We start from the raw sequence: 21,308 nt of genomic DNA, 5'->3' as shown, positions 1-21,308 counted from the left end.
AACGCGCCGTCTCAGGCGACTTCGCCTTGGCGGGACTGAATGAACGTGGCCAACGTGTTGATGCTGCCGAGAGCCTCGCGCGCTTCTTCGCTGTTTTTGATTTTGATCGAAAACTCTTTTTCCACACGCACGACCAGCTCAAGCGCGTCAATGGAATCGAGGCCGAGGCCGGAGTCCATGAGCGCCTCGTCATCGGCGAGATCTTCAGGGGCTACATCTTCGAGGTTCAACGCCTCAATGATCAAATCTTTCAGTCGGTGTTTGAGTTTGGTCATCAGTCTTGGCTCACGTTGTCGAGGTGCGCATTTGAGTCAAGTCCGCATGGTGCGCTGTTTGTAGAACAGATGGAGGCTCAATAGCGTGATGCCGATGATGAGCCCGCCCCACAGCGCGGTTTGGCCATTCTGGTTGAGTGCGCCTTGGGTGGTCAGCACGACGCCGGTTAGGAAACAGCCTTGGATGAGCACTGATAGCGCGATATAAGTCCAGAAGGGCACGGCGAGCACGCCCAGCAGGCAATTTTGCACAGGGAACGGCACGCCCGGCACTGCGCGGACGAGGATCGTGATGCGGGCCGCGGAAATCTCGTCAATCGCGAACAGCTTCGGCCAGCGTGCGGCAAATTTTTTCTGTAATGGCTCGCGCCATACATGACGGGCAAGGGCGTAGCTGACGCTCATATTGATCGACAGAGCGACCAAGCCCACGGGGATAATTAGCCACGGATTAAAGACTGCGCCGGCAAAAATATAAAAAGGTGAAATGGGAAATCCCAAGGCGGGCAGGATGATCATCAATAAGCCAAAAATGAGTATGCCGAGGGTGCTATCCGCGTCTACCAGCGAGCGCCAATCCAGCCCCGACGCTGCAAGTTGCCAAGCCGCGAGGCTTATAACGACCCAAAGGAGCGTCCAGAGAATCCATCGGCGCTCACGTGGCCGGTCACTTGGCTGAGCGTTTGCGTTCAATGAAGTTGGCGAGGTCGTGCAGGGTTTCCATCTCGGCCAGATCCTGATTATTCATGGAGACTTCGAACAGCTCCTCAATCGCGAAGGCGACTTCGGCCAGCGTGATTGAGTCCGAGGCAATACCTGTTTTCAGGTTCAGGTTTTCACCTTGCTGGGCGATCCATTCCGCTGAGACGTCATCGATATGATGCACCAGAAGACCGTCGGCCAAGGTGCGTAGGCAAGCGCGGTCGCTCGTTTGCATATAGCGGACGAAGGCGTCTTGAAACTCGGGAGAATAATGGCGCGCGCGGTGCCGCCAGATTGCCTCTTGGTCGGTCTCTGTCAGGCGAGCTGCGGGATTATTGACTGCGTTGTAATCTGTCACGTTGAATTATTGATGAAACCTTACCGCTGTCTTTCCGCAAGCGTAGAGTCGTATTGCTCGCATCATTGACATTTTCCTGAAGCTGACGAATCTTGCGACATGCCCTACAAACATGTGATCTGGGACTGGAATGGCACATTGATGGATGATGGCTGGCTCTGCGTCGAAATCATGAATAGCCTGCTTGCCCGTCGGGGGCTTGAAACAGTCGAGATGGATTTTTATCGCGCGAATTTCCAGTTTCCGGTCCAGCGTTATTACGATACTTTGGGCTTTGATTCGGAGCAGGATCCCTTCTCGGTGATCAGCCACGAGTTCATCGATGCTTACGAATTGCGGCGTACGGAATGTCAGCTCTATCCGGGAGTGGTGGATGCGTTGGCCCGCTGGCATGAGGCGGGTGTGGAGCAGGTGATCCTCTCAGCTTATCGTCAGCCTAAGCTCATCGAGATCGTTGCTCATTACGGGCTTAGTGATTATTTTGACCGACTCATTGGCTTGGATAACATCTACGCCGAAGGCAAAACCGGCAATGCGCAGCTTCACGCTGCCTCCATCCCACACGAGCCTCATGAGCTGTTGCTTATTGGCGATACCGTGCACGACTTCGAGGTCGCGGAGGCGATTGGTGCCGACTGTTTGTTAATCGCTCACGGCCACAATGACGTGGACCGGCTGCGTATGACAGGTTCCCCAGTGGTGGAATCGCTGGCGGAAATTATCGAACGAATCGACGCTACTCGGGCTGGTTGACGGTTCATGCTTAGGCACCGCCATCTGGCGCTTATTTAGCGTTTTCCGCCACGGATGAAGCGGGCCACAGCGCGTGATCCGTGTTCGTTACGAGCCTGGTTGAGCGCCTTGCGTAGGTGGGTGGGCTCACGTTTTTCTGCCGGGCCGATGTCGTCCAAACTGGTTGGCAGGTCTTCGTCGGGTTGTTCGGCGTCGTAAAGATCGAGGTCGGAGTCATCGGAGGATTCCTCCGTAGCACGAGCCCCAACGAGGGCAGCTCCGGTGGGGCCAAATTTAAATGGAGCCGGTTTGGCTGGCTCAGGAGTTTCCACGGGAGCTTTGGGCTGCTTGATGACTTCGCCAATGCCGAGCTCTTCATCATTCGCATAATCAGCAAAGCGGCTCTGGGCCAGTCGGGCGGATTCCGGTACGGCCCCGTTGTTTAATTCGATTTCTGCTAGACGAACTTCCAGCTTGAGCAGTTTGTTGCGCAGGTCGGCCCAATCACCGCCCGCCCCGCCACTAACGGCGTTGGCCCAGTGCTCAATGGCATAGGGTGCGCAGGCGATTAGAGCGCCACCAGCAATCGAGATGACGACCCAAGCCATGGCCATGGGTTGCAACGGGCCACCCTGCTGAAATGCAAGCGCCAGGCCGGTTCCGACCAAGAGGATGTCACCAAGCCAGAACGGCCACTTGGGAATGTGGCGTCGCGACGTCGGTAAGTGGGATTCACTGGGCATGCAAGCTGAACTAATTGCTCGCAGGCACCGATGGCAACCAGATTTTCGCTAGCTCACACGCCGGGATCGTCAGAAACAGGCCGCAGGTAGTGGGTGGTGAGCTCCTCGACGATCCAGTCGCGAGCTTCCTCAACATCGTCCATAATGCGGAATAGCCCAAGGTCTTGTTCGCTGATTACCCCCCAATCGACGAAGGACTGGAAGTTGATGATGTCATTCCAGAATTCTGATCCGAGCAAGACGATGGGCATGTGCTTTTCAATCTTATGCGTCTGGATGAGCGTCATTAACTCGAAAAGCTCATCCATCGTGCCGAAACCACCGGGAGTCACCACCATGGCCTTGGCCAAGTAGGAGAACCAGTATTTGCGGATCATGAAGTAATGAAACTCGAACTGGAGGTTATGCGGAATGTAGGGATTGAGCTCGGGCTCAAAGGGTAGGCTGATGCCGAGACCGACCGAGGGCATGTCGGCCAGATAAGCACCATGGTTGGCTGCCCGCATCATGCCATCACCGCCGCCCGTGCAAATGTAGAAACGCTTTTCCCGCTCGGCAATGGTCTTGGACCACTCGGCGAGCAGACGCGCCAGCTCAATGGCTTTATCGTGAAACGGTGCGGCGCGCACGTGTCGGCGAGCGACACGGAGTCGTTGGGCAAGGGCTTCGTCGCCCGGTTTGCCTTCGGCGGCCTCCTGCTCAGCCACGGCCAAGCGTTCGCGGGCGATGTTGCTGTCAGGGATGCGGGCCGAGCCGAAGAACACGATAGTGTTTTCGATGCCCATTTCGCGAAGGCGTTTTTGGGGCTCCGCCAATTCGGCCAGTATGCGAATGTGCCGCGCGTCGGAGCTGTTGAGGAAATCGATGTTATTATAGGCTTTTATTGGCCAGTCGTTGGAGGGGCTTTGATCGTTCATTGGGTTTAGATCTACGATGACGCCGTCGGGCTTCTAGATCAATGCCGGAAAGCGTTTGGACAAAAAAGAACCCTCTCAGCTGGGAGAGGGTTCAGTGGGGGGCGTGGCTTGTGTGTGTGGAAATTGAAAACAGATGAGCTAAGCGGTTTTTCCTTTGAAAAGTGATCCCATGTAAGCCGGAAGACCGATGATTTTATCTAGCGGCGAGAGCTTGGCTCCTTTGCTTTTCAGGTAGTTGACTACATCCTGTCGGCCAAACATTGCGGCGAGCCGAATAGGGGTCATCCCGCCGCCATTGTTGGCATGGATGTCCGCTCCACGCTCGACGAGTAGCTGGACGATATCGAGATAACCTTTGAAGCAAACGCCGCCCAATGGAGTTTGACCCCGCTCATTGCGACGGTCGACATCGGCACCTTCGTCGAGGAGCATTCTGGTGGTCTTCAGATTACCGTTATAGCTGGCAAGCATGAGCAGGCTTTGGCCTTTCTGATCAGAGAGGTTGACGGGAATCCCAGCATAGACCATTGAGGCAAGCTGCTGGGTATCCCCGCAGCGCGCGAGGTCCAGCGCAATACGCTGAAGCTCGGCATAGCGTTCCTCTTCGGATTCAGTGAGTTTGTTATCGTTCACTTGCTGTCCCCGGTTTCTTTTACTGCCTGATTTTTAATTCCCAGAGCGCGGGCGACGCCTTCTGCGTAGGCGGGATCGGCGCGGTGGAAATGCACCAACTGTCGCTGGATGATTTCTTCGGGCACGCCGGCCATGGCCTCGGCGATGTTGTTGAACAGACGCTGCTTCTGCCCGTCATCGAAGAGGCGGAAGAGGTTGCCCGGCTGGGTATAATCGTCGTTGCCTTCGCGATGGTCGTAGCGATCGGCGTCCCCGGAAATGCGCAACGGTGGCTCGGCAACGGATGGGTCTTCCTGCGGGCCGTTCATGCTGTTGGGCTCATAGTAGGCGTCGGGGTTCTCGTTGAAATTATCGAAGAACCGCATCGCACCGTCCTTGTGATAATGATTCACCGCCGCCTTGGGCTGGTTGACGGGCAGCATCTCATAATGCGTGCCGAGGCGATAGCGATGGGCGTCGGCGTAAGAGAACACGCGGGCCTGGAGCATTTTATCTGGCGAAAAACTGATGCCAGGCACGATATTTGACGGCGAGTAGGCCGCCATTTCGATTTCGGTGAAGTAATTCTGCGCGTTGCGATTAAGCTCAAGCACGCCGAGTTCGATCAACGGATAATCGCCATGCGGCCAGACTTTGGTCAGGTCAAAGGGATTGTAAGACGTCTTTTCGGCGTCCATCTCAGGCATGATCTGCACGAAGACATCCCACTGCGGGAAGTCCTTGTTTTCAATCGCGCCAAAGAGTTCCTCCTGATAATTTTCACGTGTGCGCCCAATGACTTTTGCGGCCTCGGCGTTGGTGTAGTGTTGATGGCCCTGACGTGTCTTAAAGTGGAACTTCACCCAGTAGCGCTCGCCAGCGTCATTCCAGAAACTGTATGTATGCGAGCCGTAGCCATTCATGTGCATGGGCGAGACGGGACAGCCGCGGTCGCTCATCAGGATCGTGACTTGGTGCAGGCTCTCGGGGGAGAGAGACCAGAAGTCCCACATCGCGGTGCCCGAGCGCAGATTCGTGCGCGGGTGTCGTTTTTGCGTGTGGATGAAGTCAGGGAACTTGTAGGGATCGCGGACAAAGAACACTGGAGTGTTATTGCCGACGAGGTCCCAGTTGCCTTCCTCCGTATAAAATTTCAGCGCAAAGCCGCGGACGTCGCGTTCTTGGTCGGCGGCACCGAGCTCACCAGCGACGGTAGAGAAGCGGGCGACCATTTCGGTTTGCTTGCCGACTTTGGAAAAAATTTTTGCGCGGGTGTATTTTGAGATGTCGTTGGTGACGGTCAATGTCCCGAATGCTCCCCAGCCCTTGGCATGCACCACGCGCTCGGGGATACGTTCCCGGTTTTGATGCGCCAGCTTTTCAATGAGCTGATAATCCTGAATGAGCAGTGGCCCACGCGCCCCCGCGGTCAAAGAATTCTGGTTGTCGGAAATGGGGTTCCCGGCGCTAGTAGTCATGCGTTTCATAATCGACCTTCATTGGTTGGTTTCTCTACAGGGTGCGTTTGCATCCGTTCAGAGTCGATTATGCCTGAGTACTCAGGTTCTGGCTAATACTTTCTTGGTATCTTAACCATAGGAAGGTCCTATGGCATTTATTTCTCCAATAGCTATTAGGTATCTTGGCTAGCCGCCACTTTTCTTCTTTATCGGTTTGGAGTTATCGCCTGGGCGCAGGTAGGTCTTCTGCGCGAGCATGTCCGTATAGAGATTAAGCAGGCGGACGCCTTCACGGGGCTTCACGATGTCATTGCGCGTTGCGGTATCGATCTGCTTCTTCATCGCGCGGGTCAGGTCCGCGCCTTTATGTTGAATAAAGTTGAGGACTTCATCGGTGGAAAATCCACGGATGGTTTCCTCAATGTAAAAGCCGTCTTCTTCATCTTCTTCGAGGAAAACATGGACTTCGTTGACGCGCCCAAAGAGATTGTGCAGGTCACCCATGATGTCCTGATACGCGCCCACCAGAAAGATACCCAGGAAATAGGGATCCTTGCCAAGAGGGTGTAGGCGTAGACTGTGGCGCACGTCTTCCAGATCGACGAATTCTGAGACCTTGCCGTCACTGTCACAGGTGATGTCGACGAGGGTGGCTTCGATCGTCGGTTCTTCGCCCAGGCGCTGTAGCGGAGCGATGGGAAAAAGTTGATCAAGTGCCCAGTGGTCGAGCAAGCTTTGGAAGACCGAGAAGTTGCAGACGTATTGCTCGGCCAACAGAGCGCCAAGGTTTTCTAGGTCTTCCGGCACATAACCTTCGGCCTTGAGGCTGGCTTGGATTTTCGCGCAGATTTGCCAGAAAAGGGTGTCGGCCTTAGCGCGAGTGGCTAGGTCGAGGTAGCCGAGAGAGAAGAGATTCGCCGCTTCTTCCTTCTTTTGCTGAGCGTCATGAAAGCGTTCCAGCGCGCCGTGGTTGTCTCGGTTTTCCAAGATGTAAATCAGGTCGGCGAGTAGGGGATGTGGCTTCTTTTTCGTCGTCAGCTTATCGGCTTCTTCGGGGATTTTAACAATGCGGTCCACGGCCTCGATCACGAGGATAGAATGTGGGGCGACGAGCGCACGCCCACTTTCCGAAATAATGTCGGGGACGGGGATTTCCGCCTGTTCACAGACGTTTTTGATGTTAAAGACGATGTCGCGGGCATATTCGCCCATCGAATAATTCATCGAACTCTCGAAGTTTGTGCGACTGCCGTCATAGTCGATGCCGAGGCCACCGCCGACGTCGAGATACTTGAGCGCAAAGCCCATCTTGCAGATTTCGCAGTAAAAACGCGCTGCTTCGGAGACTGCCTTTTTGATTGTGAGAATGTTGGGTACCTGCGAGCCAATGTGGAAGTGAACCAGTTTGAGGCAATGGCCCATCTTGGCTCGCTTGAGCTTTTTGGCGGCAGCCACGATTTCTGCTGCGGTTAGGCCGAACTTGGCGTTGTCACCAGTCGAGGTTGCCCACTTGCCTTCGCCGGGGGCGGAGAGCTTGACGCGGAAGCCGATGTTGGGCTCCACGCCCATTTCGCGCGTAACCTTGATGATGGCGTCGACTTCGGAAAACTGTTCAATGACAAGGATCACTTCACGGCCCAAGCGCACGCCAAGCAAGGCCGCGCGGATGTAGTCCATGTCCTTGTAACCATTGCAGATGAGCAAGTCGCCCTTGCGATCCAGTTGGGACAAAGCAATGAGCAACTCTGGCTTGCTGCCGGCTTCCAAACCGAAGTCATAGGCCCGCCCAGCATCTAGGATTTCCTCCACGACTTCGCGTAGTTGGTTGACCTTGATGGGGAATACGCCGCGGTAATTACCGGCATAGGCTTCCTGCTCAATGGCACGTCGGAATGCCTCGTTGAGCATTTCCACACGGCGGCGGAGGAGGTCTTGCACGCGAATGGTCAACGGCGGGCGCAGGCCATGTTCAGCCTCCGCTTCTGCGAGCACATCGGCAATGCGGATACTCGGTCCGTCTTCGCCCAGTGGGCGTACGCATACGAAGCCGTCATCATCGGCGCAAAAATGGCCTTGGCCCCAACGCGGGAGGCCGTAATATTCGGCTGATTGCTGAGGGGTCCAAGTGGACTTATCGGGTGCTGGTTTCAAGGGGCGCTACCGTTAAAGGTTAATATCGAAAGGTCAAAGCGGAAAGCGGAGATTTACAAACTGCGTCGCATTCTCGCTGAAATGTAACTTTTGCGACGTAGCTTAGACCCCTTGGCTGTCGTTGAAATCCTCGGCACCGAGGATGCCGGGGTAGTGCTCTTGGCCGCATTCTGGGCAAAGGCTGTGGCTGAATTCAGCCGGGGAATGATCACGGATGAAGCTTTCGACCTCGTGCCAGTAACCTTTGTCGTCGCGGACTTTTTTACAGTAGGCGCAAATGGGCAGGAGGCCACGGAGGGTTTTAATTTTATCTATCGCGCTTTGTAATTTGATGCGTGCCTCATACTCGCCTCGCCATTGTTGGAATTCTGCCATGCGCGTATGGTGAACGCTCCAACTGAGGTAGATGCCGCAAATAACCGTGATTGGGAAGATCAACGCTGCTTCCCACCACTGCGAACTGAAGTGCTCGTGGTTGAAAAGCATTAGCACGTGAATCGTAGCAAAATACGCGCCTGAGATGAACTGGTAAGTCAGGCGGTTGGGCATGAAAATGAAGATCGCAATCAGGTAGGCTAGGTCGGCCAATGAGTTTTGATGGGCGGTCAGCGGTAGGAGGTGGTCAGTCCAGACAAATAGTGTGCTGGACACCAGTTGCCAAAGCAGGATGGCTTTCTGGAGAAAGGGAGTGGACCGGATGAAGGGTATCCAACTGGCGAAGGCGAGGGACAGAGCTAGGAGTAACGCGCGCATTATCACGATGCGGCCATTGTCCAATGATTCACGCGGCACTTCCCATTCTTCGACGATAAAGCCGAAGTTTACGAGTCCGATGAGAATTACTGCGACAATGATTAGGCGTCGATCGGCTTTGGCGTATCGACAATAAATGGCGTCTTGGGTGGCCCGCTTTGGGGAGTGTGTTGACGTAGGCTCGAGTTGGCTATCGTCGGTATCGGCGATGGTCATTCTGATAAGTGGGAGAATTGGGAGAGAGAAGACGCCCCAATCCTCACCATTCCTTGGCCACGCTTAAAGAAAAAAACGATCCACCTTCAAATTCGCTACAATACCTGACAACTGATGGTGATGCCGGCCATCGCGATGGAGACCATGCTCATGAGCTTGATTAGAATATTAAGGCTTGGGCCTGAGGTGTCCTTGAAGGGGTCGCCTACGGTATCGCCGATAACTGTTGCCTTGTGCGCCGTTGAGTTCTTGCCGCCTAGATTGCCTTCTTCCACGTATTTTTTGGCGTTGTCCCAGGCACCACCTGCGTTGGCCATGAATACTGCCAGCACGAAGCCGCTGCCGAGAGCCCCGGCAAGCAGGCCAACGACCCCCGCTGGTCCGAAGAGAATACCCATGATCACGGGCACAGCGACCGCCAGGATTGCAGGTAGTTTCATCTCTCTCTGCGCACCTACGGTGGAGATCGCTACGCAGCGTGCGTAATCAGGCTTTTCTGTGCCGGAGAGGATGCCGGGCTTTTCCTTAAATTGTCGGCGAACCTCGGCGACCATTTCTCCTGCTGCGCGGCCAACCGCATTCATGGTCAGCCCACAGAACAGGAAGGCCATCAATGAGCCGATGAAGATGCCAACGAGCACGGTTGGGTTGAGTAGATCGATTTGAAAGAAGTCGATGAAGTCCCAGTAGCTGGCGTCGGCAGGCATGATTTCGCGCAGGTCAGGGAAGACCAACATATCGCCCGCTTCTAGGAGCGCCGCCTTGAGTTGTTCCATGTAAGAGGCCAGCAGGGCCAGTGCAGTGAGCGCGGCAGAGCCGATTGCAAAGCCTTTGCCGATGGCGGCGGTGGTGTTGCCAAGGGCGTCCAATGCGTCTGTGCGTTCACGTACTTCGGGGGGCAGCTCACTCATTTCAGCGTTGCCGCCAGCGTTGTCTGCGATGGGGCCGTAGGCGTCAGTTGCCAGGGTGATACCCAAGGTGGAGAGCATGCCAACGGCTGCAAAACCAATGCCATACAGGCCCATGGCAACATTGGTGGAGTCAAATCCGCTCGCGGAGTAAAAGCTAATCATGATGCCTGCGGCGACTACGATGACCGGGATTGTGGTGGAGATCATCCCGGTGCCAATGCCTGAGATGATGACCGTAGCCGGGCCAGTCGCGCCAGCTTCAGCGATTTTTTGTGTGGGCCGGTGAGCGTGCGAGGTGTAGTATTCGGTTGCTTTGCCGATGATGATGCCGACAACCAGCCCCGTGACAACTGCTCCCCATATGCCAAGAACATTGGGTAAACCGATCACGTAAAGCATCCCCAGTGAGCCAATGGCCACCAGCAGGGCACTGGTGTTGATGCCGCGGTCCAGTGAATGCAGCAACGCCTTTTGGTCAGCCCCACTTTTTACGCGGACTAGGAATACGCCCAGAACGGATAACAAAGCGCCGAGTCCGGCGACAAGCATTGGGGCTACGGCGGCCTTAACTTGAAGGTCTGGCATGCCTAGAAACGCCGCAACGCCGAGTGTGGCGGTGGCCAGAATCGAGCCGCAGTAGGATTCAAAGAGGTCCGCGCCCATGCCAGCAACATCGCCCACGAAGTCGCCCACATTGTCCGCAATGGTGGCAGGGTTGCGCGGGTCGTCCTCGGGGATGCTGTTCTCGACCTTGCCGACGAGGTCCGCGCCGACGTCCGCGGCTTTTGTATAAATCCCCCCCCCCACACGAGCAAACAACGCCTGTAGGGATGCGCCCATTCCGTAGAGCAATAGTGTGGTGGTGACGATGAGCAGGTTATCCGGGCCATCTGGGCCGCTAATTGGGTAAATGCTGCTAAGGATGAAAAACCCCATTGAAATGGCGAGAAGGCCTAAGCCAACGACCGAGAGGCCCATTACCGCGCCACTGCGAAAGGCGACGCGTAAACCTTGGTCTAGGGAATGGCGAGCAGCTTCAGCCGTTCGGCTGGCCGCTGCGGTTGCGGTTTTCATTCCGAAAAAGCCTGCGAGGCCGGAAAAAAATCCTCCAGTAATGAACGCCAACGGCGACCAGACATTCATCAATTTAAAGACGAGGGCCAGTAGTGCAAAAACCAAAAAAAGGACCGTAAAAACAATCAATACGGCCTTGTACTGCTGTTTGAGGTAGGCACGGGCACCGTCGCTCACGTAGGAGGCAATCTCGACCATACGCTCGTTGCCAGGATGTTGTTTGATCATTCCGGCGTAGAAACGCCAAGCGAAGAAGAGGGCGATTAGGGCGGAAATCGGCGCGAACCAGAAGAGGGGATAACTCATAGGTTTTATCAGGGTTATGCGGTGAACAAGATGAGGAAAAAGCCGCAGTTTGATGTCGTTTTTTTTGGGGGGAGGGGCTCAAATTAGCGGCTTAAGTCTATTGTGTACAATGAAATACGCCTTGGCGCAAGGATGATTAACCACAGAGTGCGAAATCCTGTCTGTTTGGAAATAGAGTTGCTCAAGCAGGCACAATGGCATGAACTGGGGCCATGCATCTTCGGGAAATGGCGAGCATTTTTACTTTGGCCCTGATAACCTTGGTGGGCTGTGAAAGCACAGATTCGTCATCTAATGGACAGACATCGGCACCGATGGGCAAACAGTCCGGCCGCGTTGCAATCTTGCCAGCCAAAGACATGAGTTATCTGATGGGCGAGTCGGCCTTTATTTACCCGATGGTAGACGCACAATTACGCAGTTGGCTCGAACAAGCAGCGATTCCGGTGGCATCGGCTGGGAATGTTCAAGCACTCTTAGCGGCTAACGGTCATTCGTTGCTCCGGGAGATTCAGTCGGCTAAGCCCCAAGAGATGTCTCAGGCAATCACCGATTTGATTTGGAAATTGCGGGATTCGGATGACATTGACGTGTTGGTCATACCGCAAGTCATGGTGCGATCAGTGATGCTGGATCGGCCTTATGCCGAGGCGTCTTGGGATGGAGTTACTCGCCCGTTTATCATATACGGCGATGCGGGATCTGGTGAGCAATTACAGGTGGAAACGGCATCTTTGGCTATTGGGGTTTACAATCGCTTTGGTCAGGCAATCTATTTTGGGCGGGGAGGAATCGACTTTATGGAGAACGCGACCCGTGCTGGTGCGGGGCTCTATACATCCCCCCGTCTAGCGGGCCAAATTGACGCAACTGCCATTGACGAAGCGATCCGTCTGGCGCTCCAACCTTGGTTGTCAGAGTTCCATTCGTCGGTTCGTGTGGCTAAAAATTCTGAAAAACGGTAGTTTTTCAGTATCCCCTTGACGGGAATACGCGCTGATTCACGCTTGCTTTCCGAGGCCCCATCCGTTTGTGTGCCCGATTTTCCGCAAAAACCATGCTCGAAACAACCATTCTTGATTCAACTTATCTGTTCTTGGCCCAGGCCGACGATGCGCCAGGCGGCGGTTCGCTTCTCTGGATATATCTGGGGCTGTTCATGGCTGGCATGTGGTTTTTGACCATTGCCCCGCAACGCAAGGCCCAAAAGGCTCATGATAAGATGCTTACGGAGCTGAAGAACGGCGACGAAATCATGACCAAAGGCGGTGTTTTCGGTACGGTGGTGAACGTCAAGGCCGACCGCCTTGTGCTCAAAATTGCGGAAAACACGAAGGTAGAAATCGCCAAACCATTCATCCAGGTTGTTGTGAAGAAGAAGGGCGAGTCGGAGAAAACCGACGCCGCTTAAAATTCTTTGCGAACAAATTATCCCTCCCAAGGACCAACGATTCTTCGGACATTAAGTATTACCCATGAAAACTTCCATCATTTGGAAACTCGTCATTACCGCTGTCATCATGGCTTGGGCTGTGCTCAGCCTGTTCCCACTTAACGACACTGATTTCCGCGAATATGTCGTGGCAGAACCGGTCGTCAACCAAGCGGAGTTCAGTGAGCTGGTCGAAGAAGCCGACGCAAATGTGAACGAAGGTTATTCGTTCATTGCTGCCTTCCGTGACTTGGCTAATGACAAGAAAATCAACCTGCACGAACAGTTCTTCCCCTACATCAAGATGGTGCGGGAACCGAACCTGGTTCGCAGCAATCAAATTATTTTAGACTACCTATACGGTCAGTCTAGGGGCAAGCTCCACAAAGGCCTTGATTTGGCAGGGGGCGTCTCACTGATCCTGAGCATCGACGAAAATGACCCGAATGCGCAGGGTGATCGCCTCGAGAAGGCCGTGGAAATTATTTCGGGCCGTATCAATGGCCTCGGCGTTGCCGAGCCTGTCATCCGCCCGCTGCCACCAAGTCGTATTGAGGTTCAATTACCTGGCGTCGACCTAAGGCAGAATCCTGAGCTGGTCATCGACTTGGTACAGGCTGCTCGCATGGATTTCCGCACGGCACATCGCTATACCTATCCCTCGAACACTGACGAGGTGGGAACGCTCAAGAGTCTGCCGCTCAATCCAGCCGAGCCTAATGGCCCGACTGCGATGTTTGAAGTGATGGCCGACGAGAGCACCGACCCCAAAACGGGCGAAACCAGCGTTACCAAGCTCTGGGTGAAAAAGATTCCAGAAGCGCATGGCGACATTATTAAGGAAGCCTATGTGGATCCTCGTGGTGGCACATTGGCGGTTGGCTTTAGCACGACTTCCGAGGGCTCCAAGATCATGAAGGCCATGACTGAGCGTATCGTGAATGAAAATGAAAAGACACGTAGCAACGAATTGCTCGTAGTCGTTCTCGACGGCAAGCTGGAATCCGCAGCGACCGTCCAAAGCGTGATCAGCGACCGTGGCCAGATTACCGGCGACTATTCCGAAACCGAAGTCCGCCAGTTGGTGAGTGCGCTGAACAATCCGCTCGAATTTGACCTCAGCATCGATCAGAAGCAGGAAATTGGCCCGAGCTTGGCGAAGGACGCCCAGAGCGCCTCGGTCAGTGCAGCGTTATATGGTGCAATCGCAGTGGTGGTCTTCATGCTGATTTACTATCTGTTCTCAGGTGTCATCGCGGTGTTCTCCGTGTTGCTGAGTTTGGTCATCGTCCTCGGCGTTCTCGCTGGCGTCGGCGCTACCATCTCGCTGCCTGGCGTTGCCGCACTCGTGCTGACCATGGGTATGGCGGTGGACGCGAACATCCTTATCTTTGAGCGTATTCGCGAAGAGCTCCAGTCAGGCAAAAAGGCCAAGACTGCGCTCATTAGTGGTTACGATAAGGCTTTATCGACCATTGTGGACGCGAACGTGACTACGATGATTACGGCGGCAATCCTCTTCCTGCTGGGCACCGGCCCGGTTAAGGGCTTCGGTTTGACGCTGGCCATCGGTATTGGCGCATCGGTCTTCGCAGCGCTGATCATTAGCCGCGCTCTATTGGAGATCTTCGTTCACACTGGTTTGGGTAAGCACTTGATTCCGAACTTCAGTCTGCACCGCAGCTTGGGCATCAAGTCGATTAACTTCCTTGGCAAGCGGATCCCGGCCTTTGTCGCCTCATGGATGCTTGTGCTGGCTGGCCTTATCGCTGTTGGCGTTTCTTGGGACCACATTGGCGGCACCGACTTTACGGGCGGTGCGGAGGTCACCTTTGACTTCGAGCAATCTGCTAGGGGCGACCTGGAAATTACACGCATCCTTGAAATTGCTGCGTCCAATGATTTGGGCGAAATTCAGCCTGTTTTCCAGTCTGAGATCGGGCAGGGCGTTGAGCGTTTGCGCGTGCAGATGGATGACATGGACGGTCGAACGGACCAAGTGATGGATGTCCTGCTTGAAGCTTTCCCCGACGCCAATTTGACCAAGGTGTCTGAGAGCATTATTGGTGCATCGGTTAGCCACAAAATCGTGGTAAACGCAGTTTGGTCTATCGCGGTTGCTCTATTGGGCATCCTCCTTTATGTGGCCTTGCGTTTTGAGATCGGTTATGGGGTGGGCGCTATTGTGGCGACCATTCACGACGTGCTGATGTCGATTGGTTTGTTCGTGATTCTTGGGCAATTCTTTGGCATTGGTAGCGGCCAGTTTACCGCACCGATGATTGCCGCGATCCTCATGATTGTGGGTTACTCAATCAATGACACTATCGTTGTGTTCGACCGTATCCGTGAGGAACTGGAGTTGAACCCCGCCATGAAGCTCTTTGACGTGATTAATCTGGCCATCAGCCGCACCCTGAGCCGCACCTTGCTGACGAGTATCACGACCTTCGTCGCTGCCTTAGCGTTGTTCATCTTTGGTGTGGGCGTGGTGACGGACTTTGCACTCGTCTTCCTGATCGGCATTGTCACAGGTACGTTCTCATCGATCTTTATTGCCAGCCCGGTCTTTTACGCCTGGCACAAGGGAGACCGTAAGCATGTTACCGAGCACGAATACGCCAAGCCTACCTACGAATGGGAAGCTGGCAGCAAGCGCGCCTCGAAAGAATCTGACGCTAAGAGTGCCCCCGTTTTATAGCGCTGCACAACTTATCGAAATTGCATTTCATCAAAAGCGAACGTCGGTTACGGCGTTCGCTTTTTTTGCGCCGTTAACAATGGAGTCGAGCAATTCAAGGAAGAGAAAATATCTCGTTGAATAGTCAGGGGAAATTGAAATATGATTATAACGCTTGTTTTGATTTGAATAAGAAGTAGCAATTGATATTATAATAGAGTCCGTGCCAGCGCTTTAGCTTAGATTAGCATTTAGTAACTGGTCTGGAAAAGTGGAATGGTTCATTTTCTGCAAGCTTAGATATTAATAGCGAATGAACGCCACATTGCACAAGGTTACCATGACTGATACTCGTAAAGAAACCGATAGTCTGGGAGAAGTAGATGTCCCCGCCGATAAACTTTGGGGTTCGCAAACGCAACGTTCGCTGGAGTATTTCAGCATCGGCAAGGATTTGATTCCTCACGAAATGATCACCGCTTACGCTACTTTGAAAAAAGGTGCCGCGGCTGCCAACAATGCGATTGGGCACCTGAGCGACGAGGCTCACAAACTGATCACACAAGTGTGCGACGAAATTCTCGCCGGACAGCATCACGATATGTTCCCGCTGCACGTCTGGATGACTGGTAGTGGCACGCAGTTCAACATGAACGTGAACGAGGTTATTTCCAACCGTTGTTGCCAGATCGCTGGCACGCCACTGGGCAGTAAAAAGCCAGTCCACCCGAATGACGACGTCAACATGGCGCAGTCATCCAATGATTCATTTCCTTCGGCCATGTACATTGCCACTGCGGTCAACGCCAAGGAACGTTTGCTACCCTCATTGCAAGCACTGCATGATGCCATTGCGGCCAAGGCAGATGAATGGAAGGACATTGTTAAAATCGGCCGTACTCACATGCAAGACGCCACGCCACTCACGCTTGGCCAGGAATGGTCTGGCTACGCTGGCACCCTGGCAAACAGCATTGGTCAGCTGGAAAAAGCGTTGGAAGGCGTCTACCAGCTCTCACTTGGCGGTACTGCCGTTGGCACGGGTATTAACTCAGCTCCCGGTTTTGACACTTCGTCCGCCGAACAAATCGCCAAGTTCACGGGTCTTCCGTTCGTCACTGCGCCAAACAAATTTACTGTCCAAGGGGGGCATGATGCGCTTATCCAATTTTCGGGGACGATGCGCACGCTCGCGACTTCGCTTTACAAGATTGGCAACGATATCCGATTGATGTCCTGCGGTCCGCGTGCGGGGTTCTCCGAGCTGTTTATCCCCGAAAACGAACCAGGTTCTTCGATCATGCCGGGCAAGGTCAACCCGACTCAAGCCGAGGCGCTTACGATGTTGTCCGTGCAGGTGATGGCCAACGATGTGGCGGTTGGTTTTGGCGGTGCTAGCGGTTACTTGGAGATGAATGCCTACAAGCCGCTCATCATTTATAACATCATGCACTCGATTACGATACTCACGGATGGCTGCACCAACTTCCGCAAATTCTTGGTTGAGGGCACGAAGCCAAATCTGAAGAAGATAGCCGAATACGTGGACCGCTCTCTAATGCTCGTCACCGCGCTGTCGCCCGTCATTGGTTATGACAATGCCTCCAAAATCGCCCATTACGCAATGGATAACGATCTTACGCTCAAGGATGCTTCGCTCAAACTTGGTTTTGTTAGCGAGGAGGAATTCGACCGCATCGTCGACCCGACTAAAATGGTCACGCCTTACGTAGCTACCAATTAATTTCCCCCTTTCCCCAATGTCGAAGAGACTATGGAGCTTTAGCTCCAGGGCGTCTTGCTGCAATTCGACTAGCAACCCATCCGACCTTCAGCGTTTCGTGCAGTTGATAAACCCTGCTCTCATTTTGCACGGCGTGCTCTACTGATCGGGATCGAACTGATTGTCTTGTTTCAAAAGCTTGCGCCGAATTGCATGCCGAGCACGACGGCATTTTCAATATTACCGGTGCCACCTGGATTGATGACGTATTGAAGATCGGGCTGGATGTAGGCAGCATCGGTTACAGCGATGCGGTAGCCAGTTTCAAAGACCATTTCGTTGGTTACTTTGCTGCCGCCGCCAGCGACTAGCTGGTCCGAGTAGTCATCACTAAACTGACCGTAGGTGAAGAACATGACTAGGCGGTCATCGGGCCGCTCCGGCAGTAGGCCCTTATAGTGAGCGCCAACACTGGACTGGATTGGCACAATGGCGACCTCTTCCTGATCGGTATAGGCGAATGTCATAAAGAGCGTCAGGCCTTCGTCGCGGTCGGGCGACTCGCGGTAGACTTGGTAATCTGAGCCCATGTAAAAACGGGTAAATTGGTCGGTGACGTTGGCGCTATTAAACTCTGGCATGTCAAACGCGAAGGTTTGGTTGATGCCAGCGTAGAGGCGGAACGGTTTACCGTCGAGTTCGGGTGTCCAGTCGTATTGTGCAAAGATAGAAACGCCGTCGTCGCCATCGATACTGAAGTCCACGCCATGGCGATCTGGGTCAAACATTTCTTGGGTCAGTTGAAAGACCCCCACTCGGACCGTGTTGTCATCGTCTATATTGTAGCGCACACGGCCGCCCCAAACTGGAAATGGGTAAGAGGTCATTACGCCGTCGAAGAGGACAGCGCGGATCTGGCCGTTGACGGCGTTGTTCAGCGAGTAGCTATAGAAGGGCGAGCCTACGAAGTCATCTGTGGCAGTCATACGGCCAAATTTAAACGACAGATCATCGTCGAGGAAGGTCTTCTCCAATGTCATGTTGTAGAAGAAAATGGTCTGCCCACCGACGAGTTGCATGACACTGTATTGGCTGCCAATGTCGGGCGTGATATCACTACCGTGGCGATAAATTCCTGACACCGTGAAGGTGGTTCCTTGGAAATCGAACATCTTTTCGAGGTCGAACTGAATGCCCGCAAAGGCGTCACCGGCATAGTTGGTATCTTTGGTGATACCGCCGTGAACGTTGGATGCTACGATCGCGTTATAATACGCGAACACTTCCACGCCGTTATCGTTGAGATCAGAGCGCAAGCCGCCCCAGTTGCCCGTTAGGCGGTCGTGGTATTGGTAGGGATCGTAGTCCTCATAGGCTGCCAGGGGGGAGGCAAGCAAGGCGGTGAATATTAGAGACGAGATTGGATGTGTAATCGTTTTCATATATGGGCAAGCATTTGGTATTTAAGATAAAGTTTCTGGGCGCGGATTGTATAGCACGCCCCTCAGAGTTTTTAGGCAGCCGTTGGCGAGCCAACGACGGATTCCGACTTGGTCGAGACAGGGCGCTTTACAATGCAAAGTGCGAGCGTGGAGACAGCGGTGCCAGCGACGATTGCGCCGAGATACGGTAAAACGTGATTGATCGCGTTTGGGATCAGGAGGACGAATACGCCGCCGTGAGGCACCACCAGTTCGCAGCCAAAATACATCGACATTGCTCCGGTGACTGCTGCGCCGAGAACGGTGCAAGGAATCACGCGCAGTGGGTCTGCGGCAGCGTAAGGAATAGCGCCTTCGGTGATAAATGAAATGCCGAGCACGGCGGTGGCCTTGGAGGCTTCGCGCTCTTCTTTGGTGAAGCGGTCGCGAGCAATATTAGCCGCGATTGCGCAGGCCAGCGGTGGAACCATGCCAGCGGCCATAACCGCTGCCATTGGCCCGTAGATTTCGGTGGCTAACAGCCCAATGGAAAATGTATAGGCGGCTTTATTGACAGGCCCCCCCATGTCGAAGGCCATCATGCCTCCGAGGATTAAGCCAAGTGTCAGCGCGCTGCCTTCCTGCATGTTTCCGAGCCAGGCAGACATCGTTTCCAAGATGACTTTTACCGGCGGCCCGATCACGTAGATCATTGACAGACCAACGATCAGGGAAGAGAGGAGCGGCAGGATAAGTACTGGTTTTAGGCCCTCTAAACTGTCGGGTAACTGAATCGTGCGGTTGAGCCAGAGCGCGAGATAACCAGCGAGGAAACCAGCGGCCAAGCCACCGAGAAAGCCGGAGCCAATCTGCACTGCGAGCATGCCGCCGATCAGGCCGGGAGTTAGCCCAGGACGATCCGCAATGGAATATGCAATGTAGCCCGCCAGCACGGGAATGAACAACGCAAAGGCCGAGGCACCGCCGATCTGCATCAGGGCCCAGCCCAAAGTTCCTTCTTCATCACCGGCATAGACGCCGCCAATGGCAAATGAAAGTGCGATGAGCAGGCCGCCCGCCACGATGAGCGGCAACATGTGCGAGACGCCTGTCATCAGATGCTTATAGGCACCAGTGCGTGATTTCCTGGGTGGTGACTTCAATCCGCTTTTAGCGGAGCTGGCTGTCGGGGCTTCCAGGGCGAGTGCTTCTTTTATGAGTCCTTCGCCGTCTTTGATCGCGGCCTTGGTACCGGTTTCGAGGAGGCGCTTACCGGCAAAGCGGGTTGTTTCAACGGTGGCATCGGCGGCGACGACTACGGCGTCCGCGCGGGCAATTTCTTCTTCGGTCAGTTCGTTTTTTGCACCAACAGAGCCACGTGTCTCGACCTTCATTTCATAGCCGAGCGCCTTGGCTGCACGCAGTAGCGCTTCGGCAGCCATGAAGGTGTGTGCAATGCCGGTAGGGCAAGAGGTTACGCCGACGAGGAACTTCGTCTGCGAGGCCGGTGCCCCGATAGCAGCTGTTTCTGGGACTAGCTGATTGAAAACTTGTGCGGTTTCGCGGGACAAATGTGCGAGGCTTACCGTACTCGAGGGCAATCCGAACTCGGCAGCTTCGGGCTTATGTGCGGTAGCGACGATGACGGCGTCGGGCTGGACGCTTTGGCCCCTCAAAATAGCCGCCGGATTGCGTTCATCGGTGATGACGGTAACAGTTAAATTGCGGCGTGCTGCCTCGGACTCTACCGCGCCGAGAGCAAGCCGAGCGATGGGGGATTTCGCGGTGGATTGTAGGATAACAAGGATCGATTTCATGGTAAGGCTTGAGGTTAGGTTTTGCGGGGGCAGTGCTTTTTTTTAGAATTAGTGTTTGCCGACTTCAAACGCAGCGAGCGTCTGCACATTAATCATCGCCATTTGCGCCTGCTGCACGTCTTCAGTTGGCAGACTTGGCGTCAGCGACTCCAATCGATTCCAAGCGTAGATAGTGGCTTGGCGGGCGCAGTTTGCTGGCGTATCACCGGCTACCAGACCCTGAAGGAATCCTGCTAACAAAGAGTCACCAGCCCCTACGGTACTAACGACCTTGGCTTTTGGGGCGCTGGCCATCAGCTCAGCTTGGGGAGTGAGGAACAGGGCACCTTCTTCGCCAAGCGAAACGACGAGATTTGGAATCGTCGTGCGTCGAAGTTCGCGGGCGGCACCCATTGCGGCGCGAAATCCAAGGAGCTCTGTTTGTAGGTATTCAGCCAGCTCGGCTTGGTTGGGTTTGGCGAGATCGGCCCCAGCGTCGAGTGCGACTTTTAGTGCTTCACCGCTGGAGTCAACAGCTACGTAACAATTGCATTGATGGATCACATCGATCATCTGGGCTATGTAGCTTGGTTTCAAACCTTTGGGCAGGCTACCGGCAATGACAAACCAACGATCGGGTGCTGCGAGTTTGCGTAGCTTGTCGAGTAGGCGGCGTTGTTGGAGCTCGGTAGGAGCTGGGCCGGGCAAGTTAAAGTCTGTGGTGTCGTTGTTGGCCGTATCGACAATCTTAATGCCGGTGCGAGTCTCACCTTCAACGCGTAGAAAGTGATCCTGTAGCTGGTGTTTGCGAAAGTGGCGTTCGAAAATGGTGCTATTGCCCGAACCGAGAAAGCCAGTGACGGCAACCTTGGCTCCGCCAAGAGCAAGCATTGTGGCGACATTGATACCCTTGCCGCCAGCTTGGCGCTGGGAGTCTGATGCGCGATGCACTGTGCCGGGGATGATTCCCTCGACAAAGACCGTGTGGTCGATGGCAGGGTTTAACGTGACAGTGATGAAATCCGGGATAGTCATGGTGAGGCTAG

18 protein-coding genes are annotated in these 21,308 nt (G+C 54.3%); 5 read left to right on the top strand and 13 right to left on the bottom strand.

Going from position 1 to position 21,308, the window contains the following annotated elements:
- Nucleotides 1-11: 11 nt before the first annotated feature.
- The 3 genes from IE065_RS00980 to IE065_RS00970 are packed head-to-tail and all read right to left on the bottom strand — an operon-like array spanning nt 12 to nt 1,335.
- A complete protein-coding gene (locus tag IE065_RS00980) occupies nt 12-275 on the bottom strand; it encodes a phosphopantetheine-binding protein (RefSeq protein WP_189510936.1) in 264 nt (87 codons plus the stop codon).
- Between the two features lie 36 nt (nt 276-311).
- Nucleotides 312-968, bottom strand: a complete 657-nt coding sequence (locus IE065_RS00975) for a TVP38/TMEM64 family protein (RefSeq protein ID WP_189510934.1) — start codon at nt 966-968, stop codon at nt 312-314.
- Nucleotides 943-1,335, bottom strand: coding sequence for an acyl carrier protein (locus IE065_RS00970; RefSeq protein ID WP_189510931.1), 393 nt, complete (start codon nt 1,333-1,335; stop codon nt 943-945). Before IE065_RS00970 ends, IE065_RS00975 begins: the two co-directional genes overlap by 26 nt.
- 99 nt (nt 1,336-1,434) lie before the next feature.
- Between IE065_RS00970 and IE065_RS00965 the strand changes: the two genes are divergently transcribed.
- Nucleotides 1,435-2,088, top strand: a complete 654-nt coding sequence (locus IE065_RS00965) for an HAD family hydrolase (protein WP_189510929.1) — start codon at nt 1,435-1,437, stop codon at nt 2,086-2,088.
- Nucleotides 2,089-2,123: 35 nt separating this feature from the next.
- On the opposite strand, the gene IE065_RS00960 is transcribed toward IE065_RS00965, so the two are convergent.
- From IE065_RS00960 to IE065_RS00930, 7 genes are all read right to left on the bottom strand, one after another.
- Nucleotides 2,124-2,810, bottom strand: a complete 687-nt coding sequence (locus tag IE065_RS00960; protein WP_189510927.1) for a hypothetical protein — start codon at nt 2,808-2,810, stop codon at nt 2,124-2,126.
- A 53-nt stretch (nt 2,811-2,863) separates the two neighbouring features.
- Nucleotides 2,864-3,727 (bottom strand): LOG family protein, encoded by an 864-nt coding sequence (locus IE065_RS00955; RefSeq protein WP_189510925.1) that lies wholly within the window; start codon nt 3,725-3,727, stop codon nt 2,864-2,866.
- A 138-nt stretch (nt 3,728-3,865) separates the two neighbouring features.
- Nucleotides 3,866-4,360, bottom strand: coding sequence for an ankyrin repeat domain-containing protein (locus IE065_RS00950; protein WP_229792031.1), 495 nt, complete (start codon nt 4,358-4,360; stop codon nt 3,866-3,868).
- On the bottom strand, nt 4,357-5,826 hold the full coding sequence (locus IE065_RS00945; RefSeq protein ID WP_189510923.1) for a catalase: 1,470 nt from the start codon (nt 5,824-5,826) through the stop codon (nt 4,357-4,359). The genes IE065_RS00950 and IE065_RS00945 overlap by 4 nt, the downstream gene beginning before the upstream one ends.
- A gap of 159 nt (nt 5,827-5,985) precedes the next feature.
- A complete protein-coding gene (gene speA / locus IE065_RS00940) occupies nt 5,986-7,950 on the bottom strand; it encodes a biosynthetic arginine decarboxylase (RefSeq protein ID WP_189510921.1) in 1,965 nt (654 codons plus the stop codon).
- 102 nt (nt 7,951-8,052) lie between these two features.
- A complete protein-coding gene (locus tag IE065_RS00935; protein WP_189510919.1) occupies nt 8,053-8,919 on the bottom strand; it encodes a hypothetical protein in 867 nt (288 codons plus the stop codon).
- A 95-nt stretch (nt 8,920-9,014) separates the two neighbouring features.
- Nucleotides 9,015-11,210: a sodium-translocating pyrophosphatase gene (locus IE065_RS00930; protein WP_189510917.1), complete on the bottom strand. Its 2,196-nt coding sequence runs from the start codon at nt 11,208-11,210 to the stop codon at nt 9,015-9,017.
- 227 nt (nt 11,211-11,437) lie between these two features.
- Here IE065_RS00930 and IE065_RS00925 point away from each other — a divergent pair, with 227 nt between their 5' ends.
- The 4 genes from IE065_RS00925 to fumC all read left to right on the top strand — a co-directional run bounded on the left by IE065_RS00925 (nt 11,438) and on the right by fumC (nt 17,066).
- Complete coding sequence (locus IE065_RS00925; protein ID WP_194499993.1) at nt 11,438-12,175, top strand: hypothetical protein; 738 nt, start codon at nt 11,438-11,440, stop codon at nt 12,173-12,175.
- Nucleotides 12,176-12,267: 92 nt separating this feature from the next.
- Complete coding sequence (gene yajC, locus IE065_RS00920; RefSeq protein WP_189510913.1) at nt 12,268-12,621, top strand: preprotein translocase subunit YajC; 354 nt, start codon at nt 12,268-12,270, stop codon at nt 12,619-12,621.
- A gap of 64 nt (nt 12,622-12,685) precedes the next feature.
- Nucleotides 12,686-15,343 (top strand): protein translocase subunit SecD, encoded by a 2,658-nt coding sequence (secD, locus tag IE065_RS00915; RefSeq protein WP_189510911.1) that lies wholly within the window; start codon nt 12,686-12,688, stop codon nt 15,341-15,343.
- Between the two features lie 319 nt (nt 15,344-15,662).
- The gene (fumC, locus tag IE065_RS00910; RefSeq protein ID WP_189510909.1) at nt 15,663-17,066 is read left to right on the top strand and encodes a class II fumarate hydratase; all 1,404 of its coding nucleotides are present in this window, start codon (nt 15,663-15,665) and stop codon (nt 17,064-17,066) included.
- A gap of 170 nt (nt 17,067-17,236) precedes the next feature.
- Here fumC and IE065_RS00905 read toward each other — a convergent pair whose 3' ends face one another.
- From IE065_RS00905 to IE065_RS00895, 3 genes are all read right to left on the bottom strand, one after another.
- Nucleotides 17,237-18,442: a carbohydrate porin gene (locus IE065_RS00905; RefSeq protein ID WP_189510907.1), complete on the bottom strand. Its 1,206-nt coding sequence runs from the start codon at nt 18,440-18,442 to the stop codon at nt 17,237-17,239.
- A gap of 116 nt (nt 18,443-18,558) precedes the next feature.
- Nucleotides 18,559-20,283 carry a PTS fructose transporter subunit IIC gene (locus IE065_RS00900; RefSeq protein WP_189510905.1) on the bottom strand — a complete coding sequence of 575 codons (1,725 nt, stop codon included), beginning with the start codon at nt 20,281-20,283 and terminating at the stop codon, nt 18,559-18,561.
- Between the two features lie 48 nt (nt 20,284-20,331).
- A complete protein-coding gene (locus IE065_RS00895) occupies nt 20,332-21,297 on the bottom strand; it encodes a 1-phosphofructokinase family hexose kinase (protein WP_189510903.1) in 966 nt (321 codons plus the stop codon).
- Nucleotides 21,298-21,308 lie beyond the last annotated feature (11 nt).

Origin of the sequence: Cerasicoccus arenae (genome assembly GCF_014651635.1) — a bacterium.
GTDB classification, from domain to species: Bacteria; Verrucomicrobiota; Verrucomicrobiia; order Opitutales; family Cerasicoccaceae; genus Cerasicoccus; species Cerasicoccus arenae.
This window is presented reverse-complemented; position numbering and strand designations above follow the sequence as displayed.

Excerpts from the sequence above, each read along its gene's own strand:
- IE065_RS00980 (WP_189510936.1), bottom strand. The coding sequence starts at position 275 with ATGACCAAACTCAAACACCGACTGAAAGATTTGATCATTGAGGCGTTG.
- IE065_RS00965 (WP_189510929.1), top strand. The coding sequence starts at position 1,435 with ATGCCCTACAAACATGTGATCTGGGACTGGAATGGCACATTGATGGAT.
- IE065_RS00960 (WP_189510927.1), bottom strand. The coding sequence starts at position 2,810 with ATGCCCAGTGAATCCCACTTACCGACGTCGCGACGCCACATTCCCAAG.
- IE065_RS00955 (WP_189510925.1), bottom strand. The coding sequence starts at position 3,727 with ATGAACGATCAAAGCCCCTCCAACGACTGGCCAATAAAAGCCTATAAT.
- IE065_RS00945 (WP_189510923.1), bottom strand. The coding sequence starts at position 5,826 with ATGAAACGCATGACTACTAGCGCCGGGAACCCCATTTCCGACAACCAG.
- IE065_RS00935 (WP_189510919.1), bottom strand. The coding sequence starts at position 8,919 with ATGACCATCGCCGATACCGACGATAGCCAACTCGAGCCTACGTCAACA.
- IE065_RS00930 (WP_189510917.1), bottom strand. The coding sequence starts at position 11,210 with ATGAGTTATCCCCTCTTCTGGTTCGCGCCGATTTCCGCCCTAATCGCC.
- IE065_RS00925 (WP_194499993.1), top strand. The coding sequence starts at position 11,438 with ATGGCGAGCATTTTTACTTTGGCCCTGATAACCTTGGTGGGCTGTGAA.
- yajC (WP_189510913.1), top strand. The coding sequence starts at position 12,268 with ATGCTCGAAACAACCATTCTTGATTCAACTTATCTGTTCTTGGCCCAG.
- secD (WP_189510911.1), top strand. The coding sequence starts at position 12,686 with ATGAAAACTTCCATCATTTGGAAACTCGTCATTACCGCTGTCATCATG.
- fumC (WP_189510909.1), top strand. The coding sequence starts at position 15,663 with ATGACTGATACTCGTAAAGAAACCGATAGTCTGGGAGAAGTAGATGTC.
- IE065_RS00900 (WP_189510905.1), bottom strand. The coding sequence starts at position 20,283 with ATGAAATCGATCCTTGTTATCCTACAATCCACCGCGAAATCCCCCATC.
- IE065_RS00895 (WP_189510903.1), bottom strand. The coding sequence starts at position 21,297 with ATGACTATCCCGGATTTCATCACTGTCACGTTAAACCCTGCCATCGAC.